Below are 22283 nucleotides of genomic sequence, written 5' to 3' on the forward strand. Positions count from 1 at the left end.
GGTCTGTTTCGTTAATGAGCGGAAGGTGATGCGACAAGCGCATCGACCATCCGTTCCATGCGCATGAAGCGCGATCCCTTCACCAGCACGGCCGCTGCATTGGCCACCGTGCCCTCCTTGTCTGCCTCCAGCGCCTGCGCCAGGTCTTCCGCGCGAGCGAAATACCGTGCGCCACCGCCATATGCCTGCACCGCGTGCGGTGCGAGTTCGCCTGTTGCCCAGAGCGCGTCGATGCCGCGCTCGCGCGCGTACGCACCGATCTCGGTGTGGAACATCGGACCCTGATCCCCTACCTCGCCCATATCGCCCAGCACCAGCAGGCGCGGGGTCGCGAATCCGGCCAGCACGTCGATTGCAGCACGCATCGAATCCGGGTTGGCGTTGTACGTGTCGTCGATAACGACGGTGCCCGCCGGGGTGTGCTTCACCTGCAGGCGGCCCTTCACGGCGGTGAAGCCGGCGATGCCCGCCTGGATTGCCGCCACATCGACGCCTGCGGCCAGCGCGCACGCCGTAGCCGCCAGCGCGTTGCGCACGTTGTGCACACCCAGCACATGCAGGCGCAGCGTGAAGCGCCGGTCCGGCGCGGTCACATCCAGCACCTGCACGCCATTCTCCAGCGACACCGTAGCCCGTACGTCGGCCGAAGCATCGGTCCCAAACGACAGCACCTTCCGTGTGCCAGCGGCCTGGCGCCAGATGGCCGCATAGGCGCCACCGCTTTCGGCATCGACCGGAAACACGGCCACGCCATCGGCGGGCAGCGCGGCGATGGCGCTGGCGTGTTCATGCGCCACGGCCTCCACGCTGACCATGAACTCCTGGTGCTCGCGCTGGGCGTTGGTGACCACCGCCACGGTCGGCTGGGCGATGCCGGCCAGGTAGATCGTCTCACCCGGGTGATTCATGCCCAGCTCGAGCACGGCCAGCTTGTGATGCGCGCGCAGGCGCAGCACGGTCAGTGGCAGGCCGATGTCGTTGTTCAGGTTGCCACCCGTTGCCAGACGATCGCCTTCACCCACGGCCGCGGCAAAGATCGCCGCGATCATTTCCTTGACCGTGGTCTTGCCATTGCTGCCGGTCACGGCCACCGTCGGCGGCGTGAACGTGCGGCGCCAACCCGTGGCCAACTGGCCGAGGCCGGTGCGCGTGTCGGGCACGATCAGCGCCGGCACGTCGACGTCGACCTTGCGGCTCACCATCACCGCGGCGGCGCCGCGCGCGACCACATCGGCCAGAAAATCGTGGGCGTCGAAACGCTCACCCTTGAGCGCGACGAACAGGTCGCCGGGCTCGACGGTACGGCTGTCGGTATGCACGCGCGAAAACGAGCACGTAGCATCTCCGGAAATACTTGCGCCGGCAATCCAGCCAGCGGCTTGCTGCAAAGTCGTCATCGGTTGGCGGTTCATGCCGACACCCCCCGCGCGCCCAGGGTCAGACGCACGTGCTCGCGGTCAGAGAACGGGCGCTTGCGACCCTGGATCTCCTGCGTGGCTTCGTGGCCCTTGCCGGCCACGAGCACCACGTCGGCCGGGGCGGCATGTTTGATGGCGTAGAGAATGGCGGCGGCGCGGTCCTCGATCAGCGCGGCGCGGGCACGGTCGCTCATGCCGTCGGCGATCGCTTCAAGGATCTCGCGCGGATCTTCGCTGCGCGGGTTGTCACTGGTCAGCACCACTTCATCGGCCAGGCGCTCGGCCACACCGCCCATCAGCGGGCGCTTGGTGGCGTCGCGATCCCCGCCGCAGCCGAACACGCACCATAGCTTGCCCTGACGCGCCTGGGCCACGGGCCGCAGCGCGGTCAGCGTCTGGACCAGCGCATCGGGCGTATGGGCGTAGTCGACCACGGCCAGCGGGGCATCGTGGCCGCCGAACAATTCCATGCGGCCATCGACCGGCGTCAGGCGGCGCAGCGCATCGATGGCGGCATCCCAGGTCACGCCCTGCGCTAGCGCGGCGCCGAGCACGGCCAGCAGATTGCTGACGTTGAATGCTCCGATCATCGGCGTGGTCACGTCCGCGGTGCCGAAACTGCCGTCGACGTGGAACGCCGTGCCGGCGCCAGTGGCCCGCACGCCAGTCGCGCGCAGCCACTGGCCGCGTGCCACCGAAGCGCCGGCCTTGCCGTCGATGCCGTATTCAATGACTTGCGGGGCACTCACGGCCACCGCGTTGCTGGCTAGCAGGCGCTGGCCCATGCCATCGTCGCGATTGATCACCGCCGCCTTGAGGCCGTCCCACGCAAACAGGCGCGCCTTGGCTGCCTCGTACTCGGCCATCGTGCCGTGGTAGTCGAGGTGGTCCTGGGTCAGGTTGGTCAGCACGGCAACGGCAAACCCGGTGCCGGCCACGCGGCCCTGCTCCAGCCCATGCGAGGAAACTTCCATCGCCACGGCGCGCGCGCCGGCGTCGTGCAGTTCGGCCAGGCTGGCCTGCAACTGCACGGCGTCCGGCGTGGTGAAGCCGGTGAGCTTGAGCGCATCGGGGAAGCCCGAGCCGAGGGTGCCGATCGTCGCGCATCGCGTGCCTGCCATCTGCAGCAGGCGTGCCAGCCATTGCGAGCACGAGGTCTTGCCGTTGGTGCCCGTGACGCCGGCGATCGTCAGATTGCACGCAGCGATGCCGTACCAGCCAGCCGCGATGGGGCCTGCCAGTTCGTGCAGGTGAGACACTGCCAGATGCGGCACGCGATCGTCATGGGGCCATGCGAAGTTGTCAGCCTCGTAGACAATGGCCGACGCGCCGGCAGCGATCGCCTTGTCGATATGCGGACGACCATCGGTAGCCAGACGCTCGTTGCCCAGCACATAGGCGAAGAACACGTCGCCCGGTTGCAGGCGGCGCGTATCGCCGGTCAACTGCGCGTTTTCCGGGGCGTGCGTACGCAGCCAGGCCAGCGCGTTGCTGGCCTGGGCGGAGACTTCGAGCGGAAGCAGCGGCTGGCGCGTCATTGGGTCGCGCTCCATGGTTCGCTCTCAGGCACCTTGTCGGTGACCATCAACTGCCGGATCGGCGAGTCGGGCTGGACATTCAGCGCGCGCAGAGCGCCGCCGGTGATGGCCGAGAAGACCGGGCCGGCGACCGCGCCACCGTAGTGGCTGCCGGAGGTCGGCTCGTCCACGCTGACGGCCACGATCACGCGCGGGTTCGACATCGGGGCCAGGCCGATGAACGAGGCGCGGTACTTGCTGCGGTCGTAGCCGCGGCCTACGTGCTTGTATGCAGTGCCGGTCTTGCCGCCGACGCGGTAGCCCATCACCTGGGCCTCGGGCGCGGTACCGCCGGGCGCTGTCACGGTTTCGAGCATGCCGCGCACCTGGCGGGCAACCTGGGGCGACAGGATGCGTTCGCCGTCTGTCGGGCCGTTGGTCTTGAAGATCGACACGGGAATCAGCTCGCCATCGTGCGCGAAGATCGTATAGGCGTGCGCGATCTGGAACAGCGACACCGAGAGGCCATAGCCATAGGACATCGTCGCCTGCTCGATCGGCCGCCAGCTCTTCCACGGCCGCACGCGACCCGCCACGGCACCCGGGAAGCCGATCTTCGGCGCCTGGCCCAGGCCGACGCTGGTAAACATGTCCCACATCTCCTGCGGCTTCATCATCATCGCGATCTTCGTCGTGCCGATGTTGCTCGACTTCTGGATCACACCGCCCACCGTGAGCGTGCCGTAGTTGTGGGTATCGGAGATCGTCGCGCCTTCGAAGTTGAACTTGCCGGTCGTCACGATGGTCGTCGACGGCGTCACGCGGCCAAGCTGCAGCGCCAGCCCGATCGAAATCGGCTTCATCATCGAGCCGGGCTCGAAGGTATCGGTCAGCACGCGGTTGCGAAGCTGCTCGCCCGACAGGCGGCTGCGGTCGTTCGGGTTGTAGGTCGGCCAGTTGGCCAGCGCCAGCACCTCGCCGGTCTGCGCATCGAGCACCACGGCGCTGGCGGCCTTTGCCTTGCTACGCTCGACCACGGCCTTGACCTCGTTGTAGGCCAGGTACTGGATCTTGGCGTCGATCGACAGCTGCATGTCCTCGCCGTCGCGCGGGGTCTTCAGGATGCCGACGTCTTCCACCACGCGGCCCAGGCGATCCTTGATCACCTGACGCGCGCCGGGACGGCCTGCCAGCACGCTTTCACGCGCCAGTTCCACACCTTCCTGCCCCTTGTCCTCGACGTTGGTGAAGCCGACGATATGCGCCATCGCCTCGCCTTCGGGATAGAAGCGCTTGTATTCGCGAGTCTGGTGAACGCCATCGATCTTGAGCGCGGCGATCTTGTCGGCCGCATCGGGCAGCACCTGGCGCTTCAGGTAGACGAAGCTCTTGTCCTCGTTGAACTTGGCGCGCAGTTCCTTTTCGGACATGTCCAGCAGCTTGGCCAATTGGCGCATGCGCTGCGGATCGAGATCGTTCGGCACGTCCTCGGGCACGGCCCAGATCGCCTTGACCGGCAGGCTGGTGGCCAGCACCAGGCCGTTGCGATCCAGGATCTTGCCGCGCGTGGCGGGCAGCTCCAGCGTGCGCTGGAAGCGCTTCTTGCCCTCCATCTCGTAGAACTGGTTGCCCGGGCCCTGAATCCACATCGCGCGCGCGGCCAGCGCCAGGAACGCGGCGAACATCAGGAACACCACGAACTTCGAGCGCCACATCGGCAGGCGCAGACCCAGCACCGGGCTGGCGGAGAACTGGCCGGTGCGCGGACGGGCTGCCTCGCCGCGCGACTTGTTGCCGGCGCGGGCGCGGTTCATGGTTGGCCGGGCCATGCTCATTTGGCTGCCCCCTCTGCGGGTTGTTCGGCATCCGGCGGCGTCGATGGCAGCACCACGCCTTGCAGATACTGGGTACGACCGGCCACCGCCGGCGACATCTTGAGCTGCGTGCGCGCGGCCTCGGCAATGCGCGCGCTCTTGCTGAGCGAGCTTTGCTGGTACTGCAGACGCGACCAGTCGATATCGAGCTGCTTCTCCTCCGACTGCGCGCGTTCGAGTGCCACGAACAGCGTGCGTGCCTGATGCTGCGCGCTGACCAGCGACAGCGCGCAGAACAACAGGGCGGCAAGGAGGAAGAAGGTCAGGCGGTTCATGCCGACTGCTCTCCGAGTTTTTCGGCCACGCGCATCACCGCGGAACGGGCGCGCGGGTTGCCGGCCACCTCTTCGGCGCCCGGCTTGAATCGGCCCAGCAGTTTCATCGTCGGCTGCGGCAGGTCAGCCGCGCGCAACGGTGCGCGGCGCAGGGCCGGATCGGCATCCCGCTCGGGGCGGGCGTGCGCCTGCATGAACCGTTTGACGATACGGTCCTCGAGCGAGTGAAAGCTGATCACCACGAGGCGACCCCCGACCTGAAGCAGTTCGTACGCCGCCTTCAGACCTCTTTCGAGGTCCTCAAGCTCTTGATTGATGTAAATCCGTAAAGCTTGAAAGGTGCGGGTCGCAGGGTCCTGGCCCTTCTCGCGTGTTTTGACGGCTTTCGCCACGAGCGCGGCAAGGTCTGAAGTAGTGGCGAGTGCTCCGCCATCGCCGGATTCGCGCCGGCGAGCAACAATCGCCTTTGCAATCTGTAGAGCAAACCGTTCTTCCCCATAGTCTCGTATCACCCTGGCAATGTCCTGCTCGTCCGCTTGTGCAAGCCACTCGGCGGCGGTAATGCCGCGCGTGGTGTCCATGCGCATGTCCAGCGGGCCCTCGAAACGAAAGGAAAACCCCCTCGCTGCCTCGTCGATCTGGGGCGAGCTGATTCCCAGGTCGAGCAGCACGCCAGCCACCGGGCCACGGCCGGCCAGCCGATCGCCCATTTCCGCAAAGCTCGCGTGCTCAATGGAGAAGCGGGCATCCTTGATGGTGCCCGCTTCTGCGATTGCTGCCGGATCCTTGTCGAAGGCGACCAGGGTGCCGGCCGGCCCCAGCCGGGCCAGTACTGCCCGGCTGTGCCCCCCTCTGCCGAAGGTGCCGTCCACATAGGCGCCGTCGGGCCGCCAGACGAGCGCATCGACGGCCTCGTCCAGCAACACGGTGCGATGGCGCAGGGTGGTGGTCCCCGGCGATTCGGTAGGGCTCATGACCTCTTCAGAAGGAGAAATTCTTCAATGCTTCCGGCATGCCTTGCGCCATCGCTGCCTGTTCCTTGGCGGCGTAGGTCGCGGCATCCCAAACTTCGAAGTGGCTGCCCATGCCGAGCAGCATCACTTCCTTGTCGAGCATGGCGGCACTGCGCAATTCCGGTGCTATCAGCACGCGGCCTGCGCCGTCCATATCCACGTCGGCGGCGTTACCGAGGAAAATCCGCTTCCACCAATGGGCATCCATCGGCAGCGCCGCGATGCGGCCTCGGAAAACCTCCCACTCAGGGCGGGGAAAGAGCAACAGGCATCCGTCCGGGTGCTTGGTCAGCGTAACCCGGCCCTCGGCCTGTGTTTGCAGCGCTTCGCGGTGCCTGGCCGGAATGGACATCCGGCCCTTGGCATCAAGCGAAAGCGCCGATGCTCCCTGAAACAAGCTCGCCCCCCTGGTAGCCGTCGGCATCTGAGCCGTCCGGCAGGTCGATTCATCCCTTCCGCTACCAGTTCGGTCTGAGATAAATCATCGCAGAGCCAACCCGGTTTTTCACACAAAAATACACTTCCTCACACTATTTCCCACTTTAGAGGAAGCGTTTTGGCGGGTCAAGGCTCGCTATGGGGCAAGAAACAAGCTTTTTTTAATCAGAACAAAGACTTAGCGCGTCAACCTCACGCACCGCAAAGGTGATTCCTTAATGAAATGAAGAACTTGGGGAGGAAAGCAGAGAAACCACCTGAGAACTACCGGAGGGAATACTGCCGACAGCGCGAAACGCCATCGGTTTCACGCCGTCGGGAAGGATACAACGTTTTGCTGTCAGCCCCTGTCAGGCAAGGGCTCAGGGGACTTTTCCACAACCACCACAGGCAGGTCCACGATCCATCGCGAAATGGATCGCGAGGAAGCGCTTCGAGACGCGCCGATCCTTATCGATCAGATGCGATAGGCGGTGGTGGTCATGACGCGCGATGCGACTTGCATCAATGCGCGAACTGGTCCCGGCAGTGGGATACCCCCTGCGTTCCTCGCGGCATCGCCGTGGCGGACCTCGTCGTCGCGCATCTGTTCAAGGATTGCGCGCGAGCGGCTGTCCGTGGTGGGCAAGCGGTCGAGGTGGCTGGTCAGATGATGCTCGACCTGACGCTCGGTCTCGGCCACGAAGCCAAGGCTGACCTTGTCGCCGGCGCGTCCCGCCAAAACGCCGATCGCGAACGCGCCGGCATACCAGACGGGATTCAGCAGGCTCGGACGCGAGCCCAGTTCACGCAGGCGGTCCGCGCACCAGGCCAGATGATCCTCTTCCTCTTTAGCGGCAGCATCCATCTGCGCGCGCACGGCCGGCGTTCGCGCGGTCAGCTTCTGCGCCTGGTAGAGGGCCTGGGCGCAAACCTCTCCAACATGGTTGATGCGCATGAGGCCGGATACGTGGCGACGCTCCTCGGGGTTCATCTGCTCCGTTTCCGGAGCCAGCCTGTCTGCAGGGTTGGCGCGCTCCGCGCGGGTCGCACCGGCAATCGCGCGCAACGCGACATCGAATTCTCGGATCAACGTATCCATGTCTGTCTAGGGATGGTCTGCGCGCATATCGAACCTTCGCCCCACTGAAGAGGTAGGTCGCACCAAACGCGCCTTCGGGAATTCCCCCATTGTACCCGCGCGACCCTCGCGAGGCCCGCAACGCCGCGTCTGTGCTGGCATCTGTCGCTTACAGGTACTTAAAAACCCTGAGTTGTGAAAACCAGACAAGACGTTTACCACAGGGTCAAAAGAAGTGCTCTTTTGTTAGAGTGATCGGCAGCTTCCAAGGAAGTCAAGTGCGGAAGGGTGTAGAGGGCTGACTTATGGAGGTCCCTTCCGAGCTTTATCTAATAATTCTTAAGTGGAGATCACCCAGCATGAAAAAGTCGCTTCTCGCGCTTGCCGCGATGAGCGCGTTTGCCACAGCTGCAAATGCGCAATCGAGCGTGACCCTTTATGGTGTCGTGGACTTGCCGATTGAATACACGAACCACCTGGCACCGGGCCTGGGCGCCCCCAACGCCAGCGGCGTTCCTCAATCGGCACCGGGCGGCGGCAGCCGTGTTGGTCTGTCTGGCTGTGCGTGAGCACGAGATTCGATGGATGCGCGAGCACGGTAATTGATGGTCGGCTGCGGCACCGTCCATCACCAATGTTGCGTGCCGTCGGGCAACGCTGATGGACGTGGCGATCTATCGCGGTGGACCGGATGCGGAGCAGCGGCACTGATGTAACAAGGGGCCCGGCGGGCCCCTTGTTACTGGATCAGAAGTCGTTATCTGCGAGATCGCCAAGGCCATCAGGATGCTCCTGCCGATCTTCGGCCAGCCACTGGGCCAAGGCCAATTGATAGTGAGCATGCAGACGGTCGCGCAGATCGTCGAGCAATTCGATCACAGCCCAGGCCTGCGCGGGCGTCCAGTTGGCATCAATGAGCAGGGGCAGCCCCTGGGCGATGCCGGATGGCTGGTGGAAGGTCATGGTGATGTCGTCGTTGTGTTGATGGACGTGGCGGCGATGGCCAACGGCGCCACTCACCGCCTGGCGCGGCGGTTCAGGGTTGCGCTGTAGGTTTCCAGATAGAGCTTCTCGTCGATCTGCGGTAGCTCCCGCTGCGCGGCCTGGGCCAGAAGCTCGCCCGCCAGGTTCATCAGGATGCGGTAATTGCCGGCGGCGTGCTCACACAGGGTCTGGCGCAATGGCATGGTCATCAGGGTGGCGTTGCCGGCGGCGGCCAGCAAGTGGTCCAGGCAGGCCTGCAGCTCGTCGATGCTCGCACTCTCCAGCGCCAGACGGCAGCGGATGCGGCTGCCCAGCGGGATCAGGTCCTCGCGGCTGAACTTCTCCGGCAGGCGAGCGTCGCCGGCAAGCACCACGCACAGCAGCAATTGCGAGTCGAAGCGTGCCTGTGCGAGCAGGCGCAGTTCCGAGAGGGCTGGCACCGCCATCTCCTGGGCTTCATCGATGAGCAGCACGCAGCGGCGGCGGCTGGCCTCCATGTGGGTGAGCCAGCGCTCGCGCAGCGCCTTGAAGCCGCCCCAGCGATTGTGGGGCTTGAGCGGTACGGTAAAGATGTCGCTGAGCTCGCGATAGAAGTCCGCCAGATTGCTCTGTGGGTGAGCGATCGAGCCGACCATCAGATCGGGGACGCGCATGAGGCGCTGATGGAGCAGGCGCAGCGTGACGCTCTTGCCGCAACCGGGGTCGCCATGCACCATGGCGAAGCCGCCTTCGCGGGCCATACCGTTCTCAATGCGCCAGCAGAAGTGATCGAGCTTGGGTGGCACGAACACGGCCTCGACGGGGATGTCCTGGGCGAAGGGGTTGAACTTCAGACCGTACAAGGCCAGCAGGTTGGGTTGATTCATAGCTTGGTGGGTGCGGGTGGGAGATAGGCCGGCGGCAGGCCGGTGGCGGCGTGTTCGGCGAGCAACTGACGCAGCAGCGGCGCAGTGCCAGCCTGCGCGGGTTCCTCGTTAGCAGGCGAGGCACCCTTGGCCGTGAGATGCGCGCGCCGTGCGTCGGCATTGGCAGACTTGTCCAGCGGGAACACGGCGGCCAGGATCGCGCCGATGCGCGCATCGATCAGGTCGACTTGGGAGAGATCCCAGCGCGCGTAGCTCAGGCAGACTTGCTCGAGGTGGCGGTAAGCGCCGGGGATCTCGAAGCGCACGCCGTCCAACGTGAAGGTGCCGTCGGTTCTGCGCTGGCGGCGATGCTGGCGGATACGGAAGGCCCGGCGCAAGGCCAGCGCCTCGGGACTGGGGCGCGAGACGTCGGCACAGGACAGGTAGCGCTGCAGAGGCGTCGCCTCGAGTTCGGCGTGTTCCTTGTGGTGGTATTCCTGCTCGACCCAGGCCTGCGTGGCGAGGTTCAATTGCTCCAGGGTGAGGTGCGACTCACCTTCGAGCATGGCCATCAGCCGGGACTCGAGCTGTCCCCAGAAGCGTTCCTGCTTGGCATTCTGGTATGGGCTGTAGGGCAAGGTAGTCTGGTGCAGGATGCCCAGACTGGCCAGCCCCTCGACGAACTCGTCGGCCATCATGGCTGCGCCGTTATCGGTCATGATGGCCCGCGGCAGCCCTCGCTTCATGATCGCCTGCGAGACGCCGTGCACCAGCGAGGCAGTGGTCTCGTCGAGGAACCACTGCAGGTGGCAGACCAGCCGCGAATGGTCGTCCATAATGCAGAGCAGCAGCGGCTTGTGCCACTGCCCATCGGGGGTGAGCACCTTGCGCGAACCATGGTGGAAGTCCAGGTGCCAGAGCGCGGCCACGTGGTCGACCTCGTAGCTACGCACCTCGCGTGCCTCGCGGCGAGCCGCAGCAGCGATGGCCCCATCCGTGCTCGAGCGCGGGGTTGGCTTGCGCACCAGACCCTGCGCCTTCAGATACCGGCACACCGTGGTGTAGGACGGCAGCGTGTCCGGGCCATCCTTGGTCGCGACGCGCAGGTTGTCGTAATGCAACTGCATGGTCCAGCCGGGGTGCTGACGGTACTGCTCGACCAGCGCTTCGATGATGGCTGGGCTCAGACTGACGAAGTGGCCGCAATCGTCGCGCAGTCGGTTCTTGAGTTGATCGACCGGATCCTGGACGTGACGGGCCCGGTAATACCAGCGTTCGATGGAAGACGCGCCGAACTGAACGTCGGCGCCGGTGATGGGGTGCCGCCAGACCTTGGCGGCCAGTGCCTGGAACGCTTGCTGCAATTCTCCTTTGGCAGGCGGCGAAGCCAGCAAAGGGCCAATGACCGAGAAGCGCAAGCGCGCCCATCGGTTGCGATGATCAATCGATAGTGACATGACTCTCCGTTGGGGGGATAACGGGAGCAGGCTACGGGCAGTGCGGGTGACCCGCCATCGACATGTTCTGCGGGAGATTCCCCTATCTGGCGCATCCCTCAGCCAGCGTGGTCAGGCCGGGCCCAGCAGCAGAAGCAACACCGCGGCCAGACGCTCGTCTTCGCTGTCGTGCTCGACCGATTGCAGCAGGCAGTCGGGATAGATGAACGGCTCGGGCGTTGGCGGGATGAGGCCACGCAGCCACCGACCGACGGGGGTCTTGGGGAAGGTCTCGGTCCACCACTGACGCCAGCGCTTGAGCGTGGCCCAACTGATCGCCGGCAGGCCGTCCAGGCAGGCGCCAGTGGCACGGCTCGATCGCAGTACCAGGACAATGGCCAGCCAGACACGCCGGCCGAGAAAGCGCACCGAATCGGGCGTCATGCGTTTGCGGCATCCGGCACAGCACAGGCTCAGGCGCGTATTGCAGTCCGGGTGTGCTGCCGGTGGGCATCCGCGCGGCTTACGCGGATAGTTGGCACTGTGCAGCACAGAGCCGCAATGGCAGCAGCCCCTGTCTCGCGCCACCTTCATCAAGTCTTCGTCGATCCGGCGCAACAGGGCAAAAAACGCTGGCGTTTGTAGCAAGGCATGGCACACTGCTGAGGTCTCCTTCATTGCTCGACACAATAAAGGCGACATCTTCCCTCAGGCGCGTGCATGCACGCTCCCTGAGGGAACCCCTCCAGCGTCCATCACCGTTCTTGCTCAAATCCCCACGCTTTCGGCATCACGAAAGCTGCTTATGCACAGCTGGCGGCGGCGGCCTGTCCGGCTCGCGTTGGGGTCTGCGTGGCACCGAAGATCTGGGCGGCGGCCTGAAGGCACTGTTCGTGCTGGAAAGCGGCTTTGGCCTTGACGATGGCAAGTCGCAACAAGGCGGCCGCCTCTTCGGTCGTCAGGCATTCCTGGGTCTGCAAAGCGATACGCTGGGTCGTGTGACCTTCGGTCGCCAGTACACCACGATGTTCGACATGTTCGCGAACTTCTCGCCGACCGGCTACGCGACGCTGTATGAACCGGTGGTGGCCCAGCTGGGTACGAACTTCCGCTCGGACAACACGGCCAAGTACACCGCCGTGATCGGCCCGGTCACCGCCGAGGCGCACTGGAGCTTCGGCACGGGCGTCGGCGCGATCGGCACAACCCCGCTGGCCGGCGGCGGCGCTGGCGAAGTGCCGGGCAACTTCAACAACAACGCAGGCGGTGGCGCTGGCGTGCTGTACATGAGCGGCCCCCTTGGCCTGACGGTTGCCTATGACGAATGGCGTCCGGCGGTCAACATTGGCTCGCCTGGCCGGTCGCGCAAGATCGGCGCAGCCGGTAGCTACACGTATGGCCCAGCCAAGCTGATGGCTGGTTACCGCTATGGCCGTACCACGGACAGCAGCGGCAACGAACTGATCCGCGACAACTACTACTGGATCGGCTTGAACTATCAGGTCAGCGCTCCGCTGGGTCTGACGCTTGCCTACTTCTACGACGACGTGACGCAGCTGCGCGCCCCTGCCGGGGTTGGCCAAGCCGCCCTGCCGTCGAACAATCCCGCCAACCCGTGGCAGATCAGCTTCGTGGCCGACTACAACTTCTCGAAGCGCACCGACGTCTACCTGACGATGGCCTACGCGAAGAACTCGGGCCTGAACTTCGACACGTCGGCGGTCAGCTTCGCCAACGGCTACTTCCTGCAGCAAGGCGCCAACAGCCAGGTCGGCGTGGCCCTGGGTATTCGCCACAAGTTCTGATCGAACCGATTCATCGTTCCTTTCAAGGCGCCCACGGGCGCCTTTTTTCTTGCCACAAGCGAGACACGCATAAGGGCTTCACCCCATCCGCCAGGTGGCGAACACCAGACTAGAATGGCTCCGATACCGGGACAACCGGCCCTTGGCCGGCCCTTATACGGAGACTTTGCCATGTCACACCCACGCCGGCGCGCTGTCGCGCTGCTGCTTTCGATTGCCCTGAGCCCGCTGGCGGCCGCATCGGCCCACGCCGCCGACGCTTATCCCACCAAGCCAATCCGCCTGGTCGTGCCATTCCCGGCCGGTGGCACCACTGACATCCTGGCGCGCGCGGTCTCTGCCGAATTGTCGAAGCTGCCCGGCTGGAACGTGGTGGTCGACAACAAACCCGGCGCTGGCGGCAATATCGGCTCGGATATCGTCGCGAAGTCGGCGCCGGATGGCTACACGCTGCTGATGGGCACCGTAGGGACGCACGGCATCAACCAGTCGCTGTACGGCAAGCTGCCGTACGACCCGATCAAGGACTTCGCGCCGATCACCGAGGTGGCTTCGGTCCCCAATGTGCTGGAGGTGAATCCCGCCTTCGCGCAGCAGAACAAGATCAATACCGTCAACGATCTCATTGCCTACGCACGGGCCAATCCGGGCAAGCTGAACATGGCGTCGAGCGGCAACGGCACGTCGATCCACCTGGCCGGCGAACTGTTCAAGACCCAGACCAAGACCTACATGGTCCACTTCCCGTACCGTGGCAGCGGCCCCGCGCTGACCGACATGACGGGCGGGACGATGCAGGTGATGTTCGACAACCTGCCTTCCTCCATGGCGCTGATCAAGGCCGGCAAGCTCAAGGCGCTGGCCGTGACCAGCGCCAAGCCGTCGCCGGCGCTGCCCGGCGTGCCCACCGTGGCGGCCGCGGCGAACCTGCCGAACTATGAGGCCAGTTCGTGGTTCGGGCTGCTGGCACCGGCTGGCACGTCGCCGGAGATCATCCATCGCATCCAGCAGGAAGTCGCCAAGAGCCTGAGCACCCCCGCCGTGCGCGAACGGATGATGGCCCAGGGCGCCGATCCGATCGGCAACACACCCGACCAGTTCGCCGCGCTCATCCGCGCAGAACACATCAAATGGGCCAAGGTGGTCAAGGATTCCGGCGCAAAGGTCGACTGACGACAACCGATCGTGGCCGGGCAAGGCATATACTTGAAATATCAAGTTTTTGCCTGCCCTAACCACGATGCCCAATCCTTCCTCTGCCAGCAATACCGACGAGCCGGCGCCGGTCGATCTGGAGACCAGCGCCGGCGACTCGGAGCATGAGGCGCTGCGCCTCTGGCTGCGCCTGTTGACCTGCACGAACCTGATCGAGGGCGACATCCGTTCGCGGCTGCGTCAGGATTTCGCGGTCACTCTGCCCCGCTTCGATCTGATGTCGCAGCTCGATCGGCATCCTGAAGGCCTCAAGATGGGCGAGTTGTCGCGCCGCATGATGGTGACCGGCGGCAACGTCACCGGCATCACCGACCAGTTGCAGCAGGAAGGCCTGGTCACGCGCGAGGCGCTGCCCACCGATCGCCGCGCCTATCTGATCCGCCTGACACCCGCCGGCCGGGCAGCCTTCTCCAGCATGGCGCGCGCGCACGAGGGGTGGATCGAGCAATTGTTCTCCGGCCTGGCCGAAACCGATCGCCGCGCGCTGTTCCGGCTGCTCGGACGCCTCAAAACCAGCCTGCCCACGTCATGACCCAGTTACTGTCTCGTCCGCTGCAACTCATAGGAATCTTGTCCACGGCATGCGTCATGGCGGCGTGTGCCTCCTCGGCGCCTTCGGGCCCGCAGATCACCCCGGTGAACGCGACGGTCAAGCTCGGACGCGTCACCGAAAAGACGTTCCTGACGCGAATCGACGTCGCGAACCCGAACGACAGCGGCTATGGCGTCGGTGTGGGAGCCGCCGGTGTTGGCGGCGGTGGTGGCGGTGGCGGCGTAGGCGTGGGATTCTCTATGGATCTGACGCGCCTGTTCAACCGGCCGCCACCTCAGCAGATGGACCTCTACCAGTACAAGATAAGGGCGGCCGATGGCACCGTGGCGCAGGTGAACGCGCCGGCGGCGCCGGGACTGGAGCCCGGCGCGTGTGTGCGGCTGATCTATCCGGATGGGTCGACACAACCGCAGATGGCGCCGTCAAACGAGTGTTGAGGCGCCACATCCTGCGTCAGGCTGCCTTGCGGCTATCGCGCAGTTCGCGGCGCAGGATCTTGCCGACGTTGGTCTTCGGCAGTTCGGTACGGAACTCGACGTACTTGGGGCGCTTGTAGCCGGTCAGGCGATCCTTGCAGAACGCGATCACGTCGGCCTCGGACAACGCCGGGTCCTTCTTGACCACGAACAGCTTCACCACCTCGCCCGAATGCTGGTCCGGCACGCCCACGGCGGCGACCTCCAGCACGCCCGGGCATTCCGCGACCACGCCTTCCACTTCGTTCGGATACACATTGAAGCCCGACACCAGGATCATGTCCTTCTTGCGATCGACGATCTTGGTATAGCCGCGCTCGTCCATCACGCCGATGTCGCCTGTCTTGAAGAAGCCGTCCGCGGTCATGACCTTGGCGGTCTCGTCGGGGCGGTTCCAGTAGCCGGCCATCACCTGCGGCCCGCGCAGGCAGATTTCGCCCGGCTGGCCGAGAGGCAGTTCGTTGCCGTCGTCGTCGCGGATCGACACGTCGGTCGACGGCAACGGCAGACCAATCGTGCCGGAGAACGCATCGGTATCGGTCGGATTGCAGGTGGCCGACGGCGAGGTTTCGGACAGGCCGTAACCTTCGATGATCGGGCAGCCCGTCTTCGCCAGCCAGTTCTTGGCCACGGCTTCCTGCACGGCCATGCCGCCGCCATTGGCCACGCGCAGGCCCGAGAAATCGATCTTGGCGAAGTCTGGATGATTCAGCAGCGCGTTGTAGAGCGTGTTCACGGCCGGGAACATGTGGAACTTGTACTTCTGCAGTTCCTTGATGAAGCCCGGGATATCGCGCGGATTCGGGATCAGGATGCTCAGGCCACCGCTGCGCATACCCAGCAGGCAGCAGACGGTCAGCGCGAAGATGTGGTACAGCGGCAGCGCGGTGATGGTGACCACCTGGTCGATAGGCGCACCCTTGGCCAGCGCCGGCTGCATCCACGCTTCGGACTGCAGCACGTTGGCCACGATGTTCCGATGCAGCAGCGTGGCGCCCTTCGACACGCCGGTGGTCCCGCCCGTGTACTGCAGGAACGCCACGTCATCCGGACCGGTATTGACCGGCTTCAGCGTCATCTTCCGGCCTTCGGCCAGCACGTCCTTGAAGCGCACGCAGTGGGGCAGTTCCCAGGCCGGCACCATCTTCTTGACGTTACGGACCACGAAATTGACGATTGCGCCCTTCACCGTACCGAGCAGATCGCCCATGCTGGCCACCACGACGTGCTTGACCGGTGTGGCTGACAGCACGGCCTGCAGCGTCGATGCAAAGTTCTCGAGGATAACGATCGCCTCGGCGCCGCTGTCCTTGAGCTGGTGCTCGAGTTCACGCGGCGTGTAGAGCGGATTGACGTTGACCACCACGTAGCCGGCACGCAACACAGCCGCCAGCACCACCGGATACTGCAGCACGTTCGGCATCATGATCGCAATGCGCGCGCCGGGGCGCAGGCCCCGCGACTGCAGCCACGCGGCAAAGGCGTGGGAAAGCTGATCGAGTTCGCCGTAGGTTATCGCATGGTCCATGCAGATGAATGCCCGGCGATCGGCATAGGTACGGAACGATTCCTCGAGCAACTGGGCCAGTGAACGGAACTGGCTGGCGTCGATCTCTGCTGGCACGCCTGCCGGATAGTTTTTCAGCCACAGCTTTTCCATACCGTCTCCTGAATTTCTGAATGGTCGTTCGATTTTTTCGCAATGCTAAACGCGCGATGCTATCGAGACAACACGTTAGACGAAGTCCTCCACGAATACGACCGTGAAATCATGGATTATGCGTCACCCATTAAGGTGACCAAGGGAATACCCTGACGGCCTCAGCTGGCTTTGACTGCGATCAATTCGGCAGGACCAGTTTCATCATGTTCCTGGCCAACTCCTGCGCCAGCGTCTCCGGGTCCATGCGTCCCGGCTCGTGCCACGTGTACATGAATCCAATCACGCCGCCCATGGAATGCGCGGTCACGCGCGCATCGCCGAACTCGAACACGCCCGCCTCACGTCCTTCTTCCAGAAGCGCGTACAGGTCGCGATAGAAATCGCGCGCCATGGTGTTGAGCCATTCCACCGTGTCCGGCCTCAGGTACTGGTTGTCGCGAAAGCTCAGGGCGGCGGCCACATGGCAGCGGACGCAGCGTCGCGCCATTTCCAGCAGGCAGGCGCTCAGCCGCTCGCGAACCGGCAGTGCCGGGTCGGCGGTCTCGCGGATCACCGTCAGACAGGTCTGTGCCGACTCGCGACACAGGATGTCGAAGATCTCGTACTTGTCAGCGAAGTAGTAATAGACGGCGGGCTTGGTCACGCCGAGCGCCCGGCACAGATCGTTCATCGTCATGCCTGGGTAGCCCTTCGTGTAGAAGAGCTGGCCCGCCGCGTCGAGAATCTGGCGACGACGCGCTTCCTGGCGTTCGGCAACGTGCGCGCGTGCAGGGCCGCTTTCTGCCAGCGTGGTGGCTTCGGCGGCACGAGGCGTATGGCCGGTTCTTTTGAGGGCGCGAGGCATGTCGGCCATTCTCGCACGGCCCGTGCGCACCACCATTGGGAAACTCCCGCGATTGACCTCGGTGGCTACTGCCCCTGACTGGTAGCGGATGTCTGACTGCCGGCGTCCGTCGCACGCAAGGCGGTCAGTGGCTTCACCTCGGTGGCGGGCGGCGCCAGCTTGCGCAAGGCCGCGTCGCGCTCTGCCGGCGGGAGATCGCCGATCTTGCGCGCGGCCGCGTAGAAGCGGTCCCAGTCACCGTCGCATTGCGCCAGCAACGCGGTAAAAGCCGGCACCCATTGCTGATACGTGGCGACAGCGGCCAGATGGGCATTGGTCAGCGGCTGCTCGAACCATCGGTCGTAGCCGCTGTAGCCGCCCCACTCGTCCTTCTTGAGGTTCGCATACGTCTGGCGCAGTTCGTCGAAGATACGCGCTTTGCCTTGCCGCTTGGCGTCGTCGTCGAGCGGCGAATGGTAAAGCTCGACCAGTTGGTCGCGCGCGCCCAGCAGCATGGTGCGGAACTGGCGCCGCCGCTTGTCGTAGATCTGATAGCTGGCGCGCACCTCGGGCGATCCTTCCTGCGCGAGCCAGCGCTCGACGCCGGCCGTCTCCACCGCCGTGGCAAACGACTCGTTGAACGCCGTGTCGTTGCGCACGTAAACCACCTGATGCGCCAGTTCGTGGAAGATCAGCCGCGCCAGTTCGCCTTCGGGCAGGTAGACGAAGGTGTTGAGCAGCGGGTCGTCGAAGTAGCCAAGCGTGGAATACGCGGGGATGCCGGCCACATAGGCCTCCAGCCCGTCACGGCGCAGCCCCAGCGCGTAGTGGTCGGCAGCTTTCTGGTCGTAGTAGCCCCGATAGGTGATGCAACCGACGATCGGAAAGCACCACTTGCGCAGATCCATCGACAGCTCGGGCGTGGCGAACACGCTCCACACCACATAGGGACGATGCAGGTTGGCGTAGCGGCGATAGCTGCCGTTGTCAGGCAGCTTCAACTCGCGCGAGGCGTAGTCACGGATCTCGCGGGCCAGCGTCAGACGCTGGGCCAGGCGCGCATCGTGGGCGCCATTGGCCGTGGCAATGGCATCGTCGATCGGCTGTGCCTGCGCCATCACGCCAAGATGGCCGCCGATCGACTGATAGTAATAGCCGAGTGTGTCGCAGCCGGCCACCAGCAACGCCGCGCCGAGCACCGCCAGGGCACTCGCCAGGCGCCGGCGGGCCGGCCAGCGGATCATGATGCCAGCGCCTCCGCGGGCACCGGCTCCACTTCGACCAGGCAATCGTAGAACACCGGCGCGCGCCCCAGGTCCGTCAATCGCTGGCTGGTCAGTTCGTTGGCGTTCTTGCCATCCGGCGCGAGCTTCTTCCACCAGATCGACAGGCCGACGACCAGGCCCTGCCGGGCGCGGTCGGTCACGCGGGCGCGCGCCAGCATGCTGCCGCGATCGTTGAAGGCGCGGACCTGCACACCATTGGCAATGCCACGCGCCGCGGCGTCGAGCGGATGGATGTCGAGATGCGGCTCGCCTTCGGTGGCGCGCAGGCTGTCGACATTGACGAACGTGCTGTTGAGGAAGTTACGTGCCGGCGGCGAGATCATCGCCAGCGGGTAACGCGCGAACAGTTCGGGGGCCGAGGAAGGCGCTTCGTAAGGCGGCACGTAGGCGGGAACGGGATCAAGCCCCTCTCGCGCCATTGTCTCCGAATAGAACTCGCACTTGCCCGATGCCGACGGGAAGCCGCCCTCGGCGAACGGCGCCTTGGCGATATTCAGCTTCTGCCAGCCCCGGGCCTTGAGGGAATCCCAGCTAATACCCGCCGCGCGCTTGTCTTCACGCAGGACGGCCTGCGATGCGATCGCCTCGTCGCTGTCGGCAAAGCAGGACTCCGTGAATCCCATGCGCGCGGCCAGCCGGCGGAAGATCTCGGTGTTCGGCAGCGCCTGCCCGAGCGGCTCCACCGCCTGGTTGTTCGCCAGGAAGTAAGTGTGGCCGTAGGCCTTGTGCACATCAATGTGCTCGAGCTGCGTCGTGGCCGGCAGCACGATATCGGCGTAATCGGCCGTATCGGTCCGGAAGTGTTCCAGTACAACCGTGAACAGGTCGTCGCGTCCAAACCCGGCTGCCACCTTCCCCGATTCCGGCGCCACTGCCACGGGGTTGCTGTTGTAGACCACCACGGCTTCGATCTTCGGGCCGTTGCCGGTGGTGCCGTCGTCCAGCAGCGCGTCGCCGATCGTGCTCATGTTGATCGTGCGCGGCAAGTTCGGCCAGCCAGGCAGCAGGTCGGGTCGTTGCAGCGCCGCGTTGTCGACCGGGAAGAAGCCCGACGTCGACAACAGCAGGCCGCCTGCGGCCTCGCGCCATGCACCGACCAGCGAAGGCAGGCACGCCACGGCACGCACTGCCTGGCCGCCACCGTGCACGCGCTGCATCCCGTAATTCAGGCGGATCGCCACCGGCTGGCGCTCGCGCACGGCGAGTTTGCCGTACAGCCCGGCGAGCCACTCGATGTCATCGACCGGAATCCCGCAGATCCGCGCCGCCGTTTCCGGCGAAAACTGCATCGCCCGTTCGCGCAGCGCGTCGAAGCCAACGGTATTGCGGGCGACGTAGTCGTGGTCGATCAGGTCGTCGCGAATCAGCACGTGCATCATCGCCAGCGCCAGCGCGGCGTCGGTGCCCGGCATCGGCGCGATATGACGATGGCATTTCTCCGCCGTCAGCGAGCGGTACGGGTCGATCGCCACCAGCGTCGCGCCACGGCGCTTGGCTTCCTGGGCGCGCGTCCAGAAATGCAGGTTCGACGTAATCGGATTGCTGCCCCAGATAATGATCAGCTTCGCGTCGACCACCTGCTCCATGTCCATGCCGACGCTAGCGCCGTAGGTATGGCGCAGGGCCGTGGCGCCCGCACTGGCGCAGATCGTGCGATCGAGCAGCGAGGCGCCGAGCTTGTGGAAGAAGCGCGCGGCCATGCTCTCGCCCTGTACCAGGCCCATCGTGCCGGCGTAGCTGTAGGGAACGATCGCCTCGGGATTCCGGGCGGCGATCGATGACAGCCGCTCGGCAATTTCGTCGAGCGCCTCGTCCCACGAAATTGGCTCGAACCTGCCCTCGCCCTTCTTGCCCACTCGCCGCAGCGGGGTCAACAGCCGGTCCGGGTGATAGGTGCGTTCGGTATAGCGCGAAACCTTGGTGCAGAGCACACCCTGGGTGCCCGGATGCTCGGGGTCTCCGGCGACCTTGATCGCCCGGCCGTCTTCGACGGTGACGAGCAGTGCACAGGTATCGGGGCAATCGTGGGGGCAGGCGGCGCGGACGATGCGGGTGGCCATGGCGGTATCGGCAGGCAGATAACTTCAGTGGGGCGCCCGGTGTGGGCAATGAAGTACGGCGAACGGGCCAGCGTCAGGGCGAATCGAACTTCGCCTCTTCCATGTTTCGCCATGTGACTGTGGCGCAACGGCCTCGTCCGAACATTCCCAACCGGGAGAAATTGTTTGGCTCCGATTGTATTCGATTATGATGTGCCGGCGCGTTCCGCCCCCTGGGTCGGAAAGAACCCGCAGCGACGCCAGATCGCGAGGGGACGCGGATCCGAGAAGCAACACAGCAGTAACAAGAATGGTTGACGGATTTTTTGACGGGGATTCACATGGTTTTGCAATCTAGGGTCAATCGCCGGACATTTGCCGGCCTGCTGATGGCATGCGCCATCGGTAGCTGCGGCGTGACTGGCGCCGCCTTTGCCGCCAACACCACGGCTGGCGAAACGGGGGTCACAGCCGACAGCATCCTGCTGGGCCAGTCGGCCGCGCTATCCGGCCCCACGGCCGTGCTCGGCAAGCAGATGAACGCCGGCGCCCGCCTCTACTTCGACTACATCAACAAGCAGGGCGGCGTGTTCGGCCGCAAGATCGAGCTCAAGGCGCTCGACGACATGTACGAGCCGGAAGAGGCCGTCAAGAATACGAAGAAGCTGATCGAGGAAGACCGGGTCTTCGCCCTGTTCGGCTACGTGGGCACGCCGACCAGCCAGGCCGTGATGCCGCTGGTCAACCAGGCACGCATCCCGTTCTTCGCGCCGTTCACGGGGGCGCAGTCGCTGCGCGACCCGCAGAGCCGCTACGTATTCCATGTGCGCGCAGGCTATGAGGAAGAAACCGCCGCGATCGTGCGCCAGATCCGTACCACCGGCCTCAAGCGCATCGTCGTGGTGTTTAATGACGACGCTTACGGCCGTGCCGGCCTCTCCGGCGTCGAGCACGCCATCAAGGCCCTGCCGGCCGACAGCGGCGTGCAACTGGTGGCCCAGGAAAGCGTGATCCGGAACACGGTGGAAATCGGCGATGCCATGCAGACGGCGATGAAGGCCAAGCCGGACGCGGTGGTGCTGATCAGCGCCTACCGCACGGTCGGCGCCTTCGTGAAGGAAGCGCTGCGACGCGGCTACAGTGGGCAGTTCTACAACGTGTCGTTCGTCGGCACCCAGGCGCTGGCCAAGGAAGTGGGGCCGCAGGGCAGCGGCGTGATCATCTCGCAGGTAATGCCGCACCCCGGCAATGCCACGCTGCCGGTGGTGCGCGAGTACCTGCGGCTGCTGCAGGCGGCTGGCAAGCAGAACGATTTCGACTACGCCAGCATCGAGGGCTTCATCGCCGCCAAGTCGTTCGTCGAGGGCCTGCGGCGCGCGGGCAAGGACCTGACGCGCGAGCGCCTGGTGACGGCGCTGGAAACCATGCGTAACGTCGACCTCGGCGGCTATATCGTCCAGTTCTCACCCGAGAGCCATGTGGGCTCGAAGTTCGTCGAGATGACGATCATCAACTCGCGGGGCGTGGTGATTCGCTGACGGCGTTTCTTGCTCCCCTCTCCCG

20 protein-coding genes and 1 pseudogene are annotated in these 22283 nt (G+C 64.9%); 6 read left to right on the forward strand and 15 right to left on the reverse strand.

Annotation, left to right across the window (positions count from 1 at the left end; genetic code table 11):
- Positions 1-11: 11 nt before the first annotated feature.
- The 7 genes from RMET_RS15685 to coq7 form a co-directional block, all read right to left on the reverse strand.
- Positions 12-1412, reverse strand: coding sequence for a UDP-N-acetylmuramoyl-tripeptide--D-alanyl-D-alanine ligase (locus tag RMET_RS15685; RefSeq protein WP_011517622.1), 1401 nt, complete (start codon positions 1410-1412; stop codon positions 12-14).
- On the reverse strand, positions 1409-2956 hold the full coding sequence (locus RMET_RS15690; protein WP_011517623.1) for a UDP-N-acetylmuramoyl-L-alanyl-D-glutamate--2,6-diaminopimelate ligase: 1548 nt from the start codon (positions 2954-2956) through the stop codon (positions 1409-1411). The genes RMET_RS15685 and RMET_RS15690 overlap by 4 nt, the downstream gene beginning before the upstream one ends.
- A complete protein-coding gene (locus tag RMET_RS15695) occupies positions 2953-4770 on the reverse strand; it encodes a peptidoglycan D,D-transpeptidase FtsI family protein (protein WP_011517624.1) in 1818 nt (605 codons plus the stop codon). Before RMET_RS15695 ends, RMET_RS15690 begins: the two co-directional genes overlap by 4 nt.
- Entirely contained in the window at positions 4767-5084 is a 318-nt protein-coding gene (gene ftsL, locus RMET_RS15700) for a cell division protein FtsL (protein WP_008650296.1), read from the reverse strand. Before ftsL ends, RMET_RS15695 begins: the two co-directional genes overlap by 4 nt.
- The gene (gene rsmH / locus RMET_RS15705; protein WP_011517625.1) at positions 5081-6058 is read right to left on the reverse strand and encodes a 16S rRNA (cytosine(1402)-N(4))-methyltransferase RsmH; all 978 of its coding nucleotides are present in this window, start codon (positions 6056-6058) and stop codon (positions 5081-5083) included. Before rsmH ends, ftsL begins: the two co-directional genes overlap by 4 nt.
- A gap of 7 nt (positions 6059-6065) precedes the next feature.
- Positions 6066-6494: a division/cell wall cluster transcriptional repressor MraZ gene (mraZ, locus tag RMET_RS15710; RefSeq protein WP_008650293.1), complete on the reverse strand. Its 429-nt coding sequence runs from the start codon at positions 6492-6494 to the stop codon at positions 6066-6068.
- A gap of 498 nt (positions 6495-6992) precedes the next feature.
- A complete protein-coding gene (coq7, locus tag RMET_RS15715; protein ID WP_008650278.1) occupies positions 6993-7616 on the reverse strand; it encodes a 2-polyprenyl-3-methyl-6-methoxy-1,4-benzoquinone monooxygenase in 624 nt (207 codons plus the stop codon).
- Between the two features lie 338 nt (positions 7617-7954).
- On the opposite strand from coq7, the pseudogene RMET_RS15720 reads away from it, so the two are divergent.
- A pseudogene (locus RMET_RS15720) lies at positions 7955-8149 on the forward strand (porin); the annotation flags it as partial.
- A gap of 193 nt (positions 8150-8342) precedes the next feature.
- On the opposite strand, the gene RMET_RS15725 reads toward RMET_RS15720, so the two are convergent.
- From RMET_RS15725 to RMET_RS32375, 4 genes are all read right to left on the reverse strand, one after another.
- Positions 8343-8558 (reverse strand): hypothetical protein, encoded by a 216-nt coding sequence (locus RMET_RS15725; protein WP_011229369.1) that lies wholly within the window; start codon positions 8556-8558, stop codon positions 8343-8345.
- A gap of 53 nt (positions 8559-8611) precedes the next feature.
- Positions 8612-9445, reverse strand: coding sequence for an ExeA family protein (locus tag RMET_RS15730; protein WP_008651548.1), 834 nt, complete (start codon positions 9443-9445; stop codon positions 8612-8614).
- Positions 9442-10881, reverse strand: coding sequence for an IS481 family transposase (locus tag RMET_RS15735; RefSeq protein WP_008651549.1), 1440 nt, complete (start codon positions 10879-10881; stop codon positions 9442-9444). Before RMET_RS15735 ends, RMET_RS15730 begins: the two co-directional genes overlap by 4 nt.
- A 111-nt stretch (positions 10882-10992) precedes the next feature.
- Entirely contained in the window at positions 10993-11538 is a 546-nt protein-coding gene (locus RMET_RS32375; protein ID WP_124682078.1) for a transposase, read from the reverse strand.
- Between the two features lie 86 nt (positions 11539-11624).
- Between RMET_RS32375 and RMET_RS15745 the strand changes: the two genes are divergently transcribed.
- From RMET_RS15745 to RMET_RS15760, 4 genes are all read left to right on the forward strand, one after another.
- Entirely contained in the window at positions 11625-12665 is a 1041-nt protein-coding gene (locus tag RMET_RS15745) for a porin (protein WP_231138503.1), read from the forward strand.
- A 171-nt stretch (positions 12666-12836) separates the two neighbouring features.
- A complete protein-coding gene (locus tag RMET_RS15750; protein ID WP_011517627.1) occupies positions 12837-13838 on the forward strand; it encodes a tripartite tricarboxylate transporter substrate binding protein in 1002 nt (333 codons plus the stop codon).
- A 67-nt stretch (positions 13839-13905) separates the two neighbouring features.
- Positions 13906-14412, forward strand: a complete 507-nt coding sequence (locus RMET_RS15755) for a MarR family winged helix-turn-helix transcriptional regulator (RefSeq protein ID WP_011517628.1) — start codon at positions 13906-13908, stop codon at positions 14410-14412.
- Positions 14409-14870 carry a hypothetical protein gene (locus tag RMET_RS15760; protein ID WP_011517629.1) on the forward strand — a complete coding sequence of 154 codons (462 nt, stop codon included), beginning with the start codon at positions 14409-14411 and terminating at the stop codon, positions 14868-14870. Before RMET_RS15755 ends, RMET_RS15760 begins: the two co-directional genes overlap by 4 nt.
- Positions 14871-14886: 16 nt before the next feature.
- On the opposite strand, the gene RMET_RS15765 is transcribed toward RMET_RS15760, so the two are convergent.
- The 4 genes from RMET_RS15765 to RMET_RS15780 form a co-directional block, all read right to left on the reverse strand.
- Positions 14887-16569 (reverse strand): long-chain fatty acid--CoA ligase, encoded by a 1683-nt coding sequence (locus tag RMET_RS15765; protein WP_011517630.1) that lies wholly within the window; start codon positions 16567-16569, stop codon positions 14887-14889.
- Between the two features lie 181 nt (positions 16570-16750).
- The gene (locus tag RMET_RS15770; RefSeq protein WP_186401023.1) at positions 16751-17416 is read right to left on the reverse strand and encodes a TetR/AcrR family transcriptional regulator; all 666 of its coding nucleotides are present in this window, start codon (positions 17414-17416) and stop codon (positions 16751-16753) included.
- A gap of 65 nt (positions 17417-17481) precedes the next feature.
- Entirely contained in the window at positions 17482-18639 is a 1158-nt protein-coding gene (locus RMET_RS15775) for an aminopeptidase (RefSeq protein WP_011517632.1), read from the reverse strand.
- On the reverse strand, positions 18636-20741 hold the full coding sequence (locus tag RMET_RS15780) for a molybdopterin-containing oxidoreductase family protein (protein ID WP_011517633.1): 2106 nt from the start codon (positions 20739-20741) through the stop codon (positions 18636-18638). The genes RMET_RS15775 and RMET_RS15780 overlap by 4 nt, the downstream gene beginning before the upstream one ends.
- Before the next feature lie 320 nt (positions 20742-21061).
- On the opposite strand from RMET_RS15780, the gene RMET_RS15785 reads away from it, so the two are divergent.
- On the forward strand, positions 21062-22258 hold the full coding sequence (locus RMET_RS15785) for an ABC transporter substrate-binding protein (RefSeq protein ID WP_011517636.1): 1197 nt from the start codon (positions 21062-21064) through the stop codon (positions 22256-22258).
- The last annotated feature ends 25 nt before the right edge of the window (positions 22259-22283 follow it).

This window comes from Cupriavidus metallidurans CH34 (assembly GCF_000196015.1).
GTDB classification, from domain to species: Bacteria; Pseudomonadota; Gammaproteobacteria; order Burkholderiales; family Burkholderiaceae; genus Cupriavidus; species Cupriavidus metallidurans.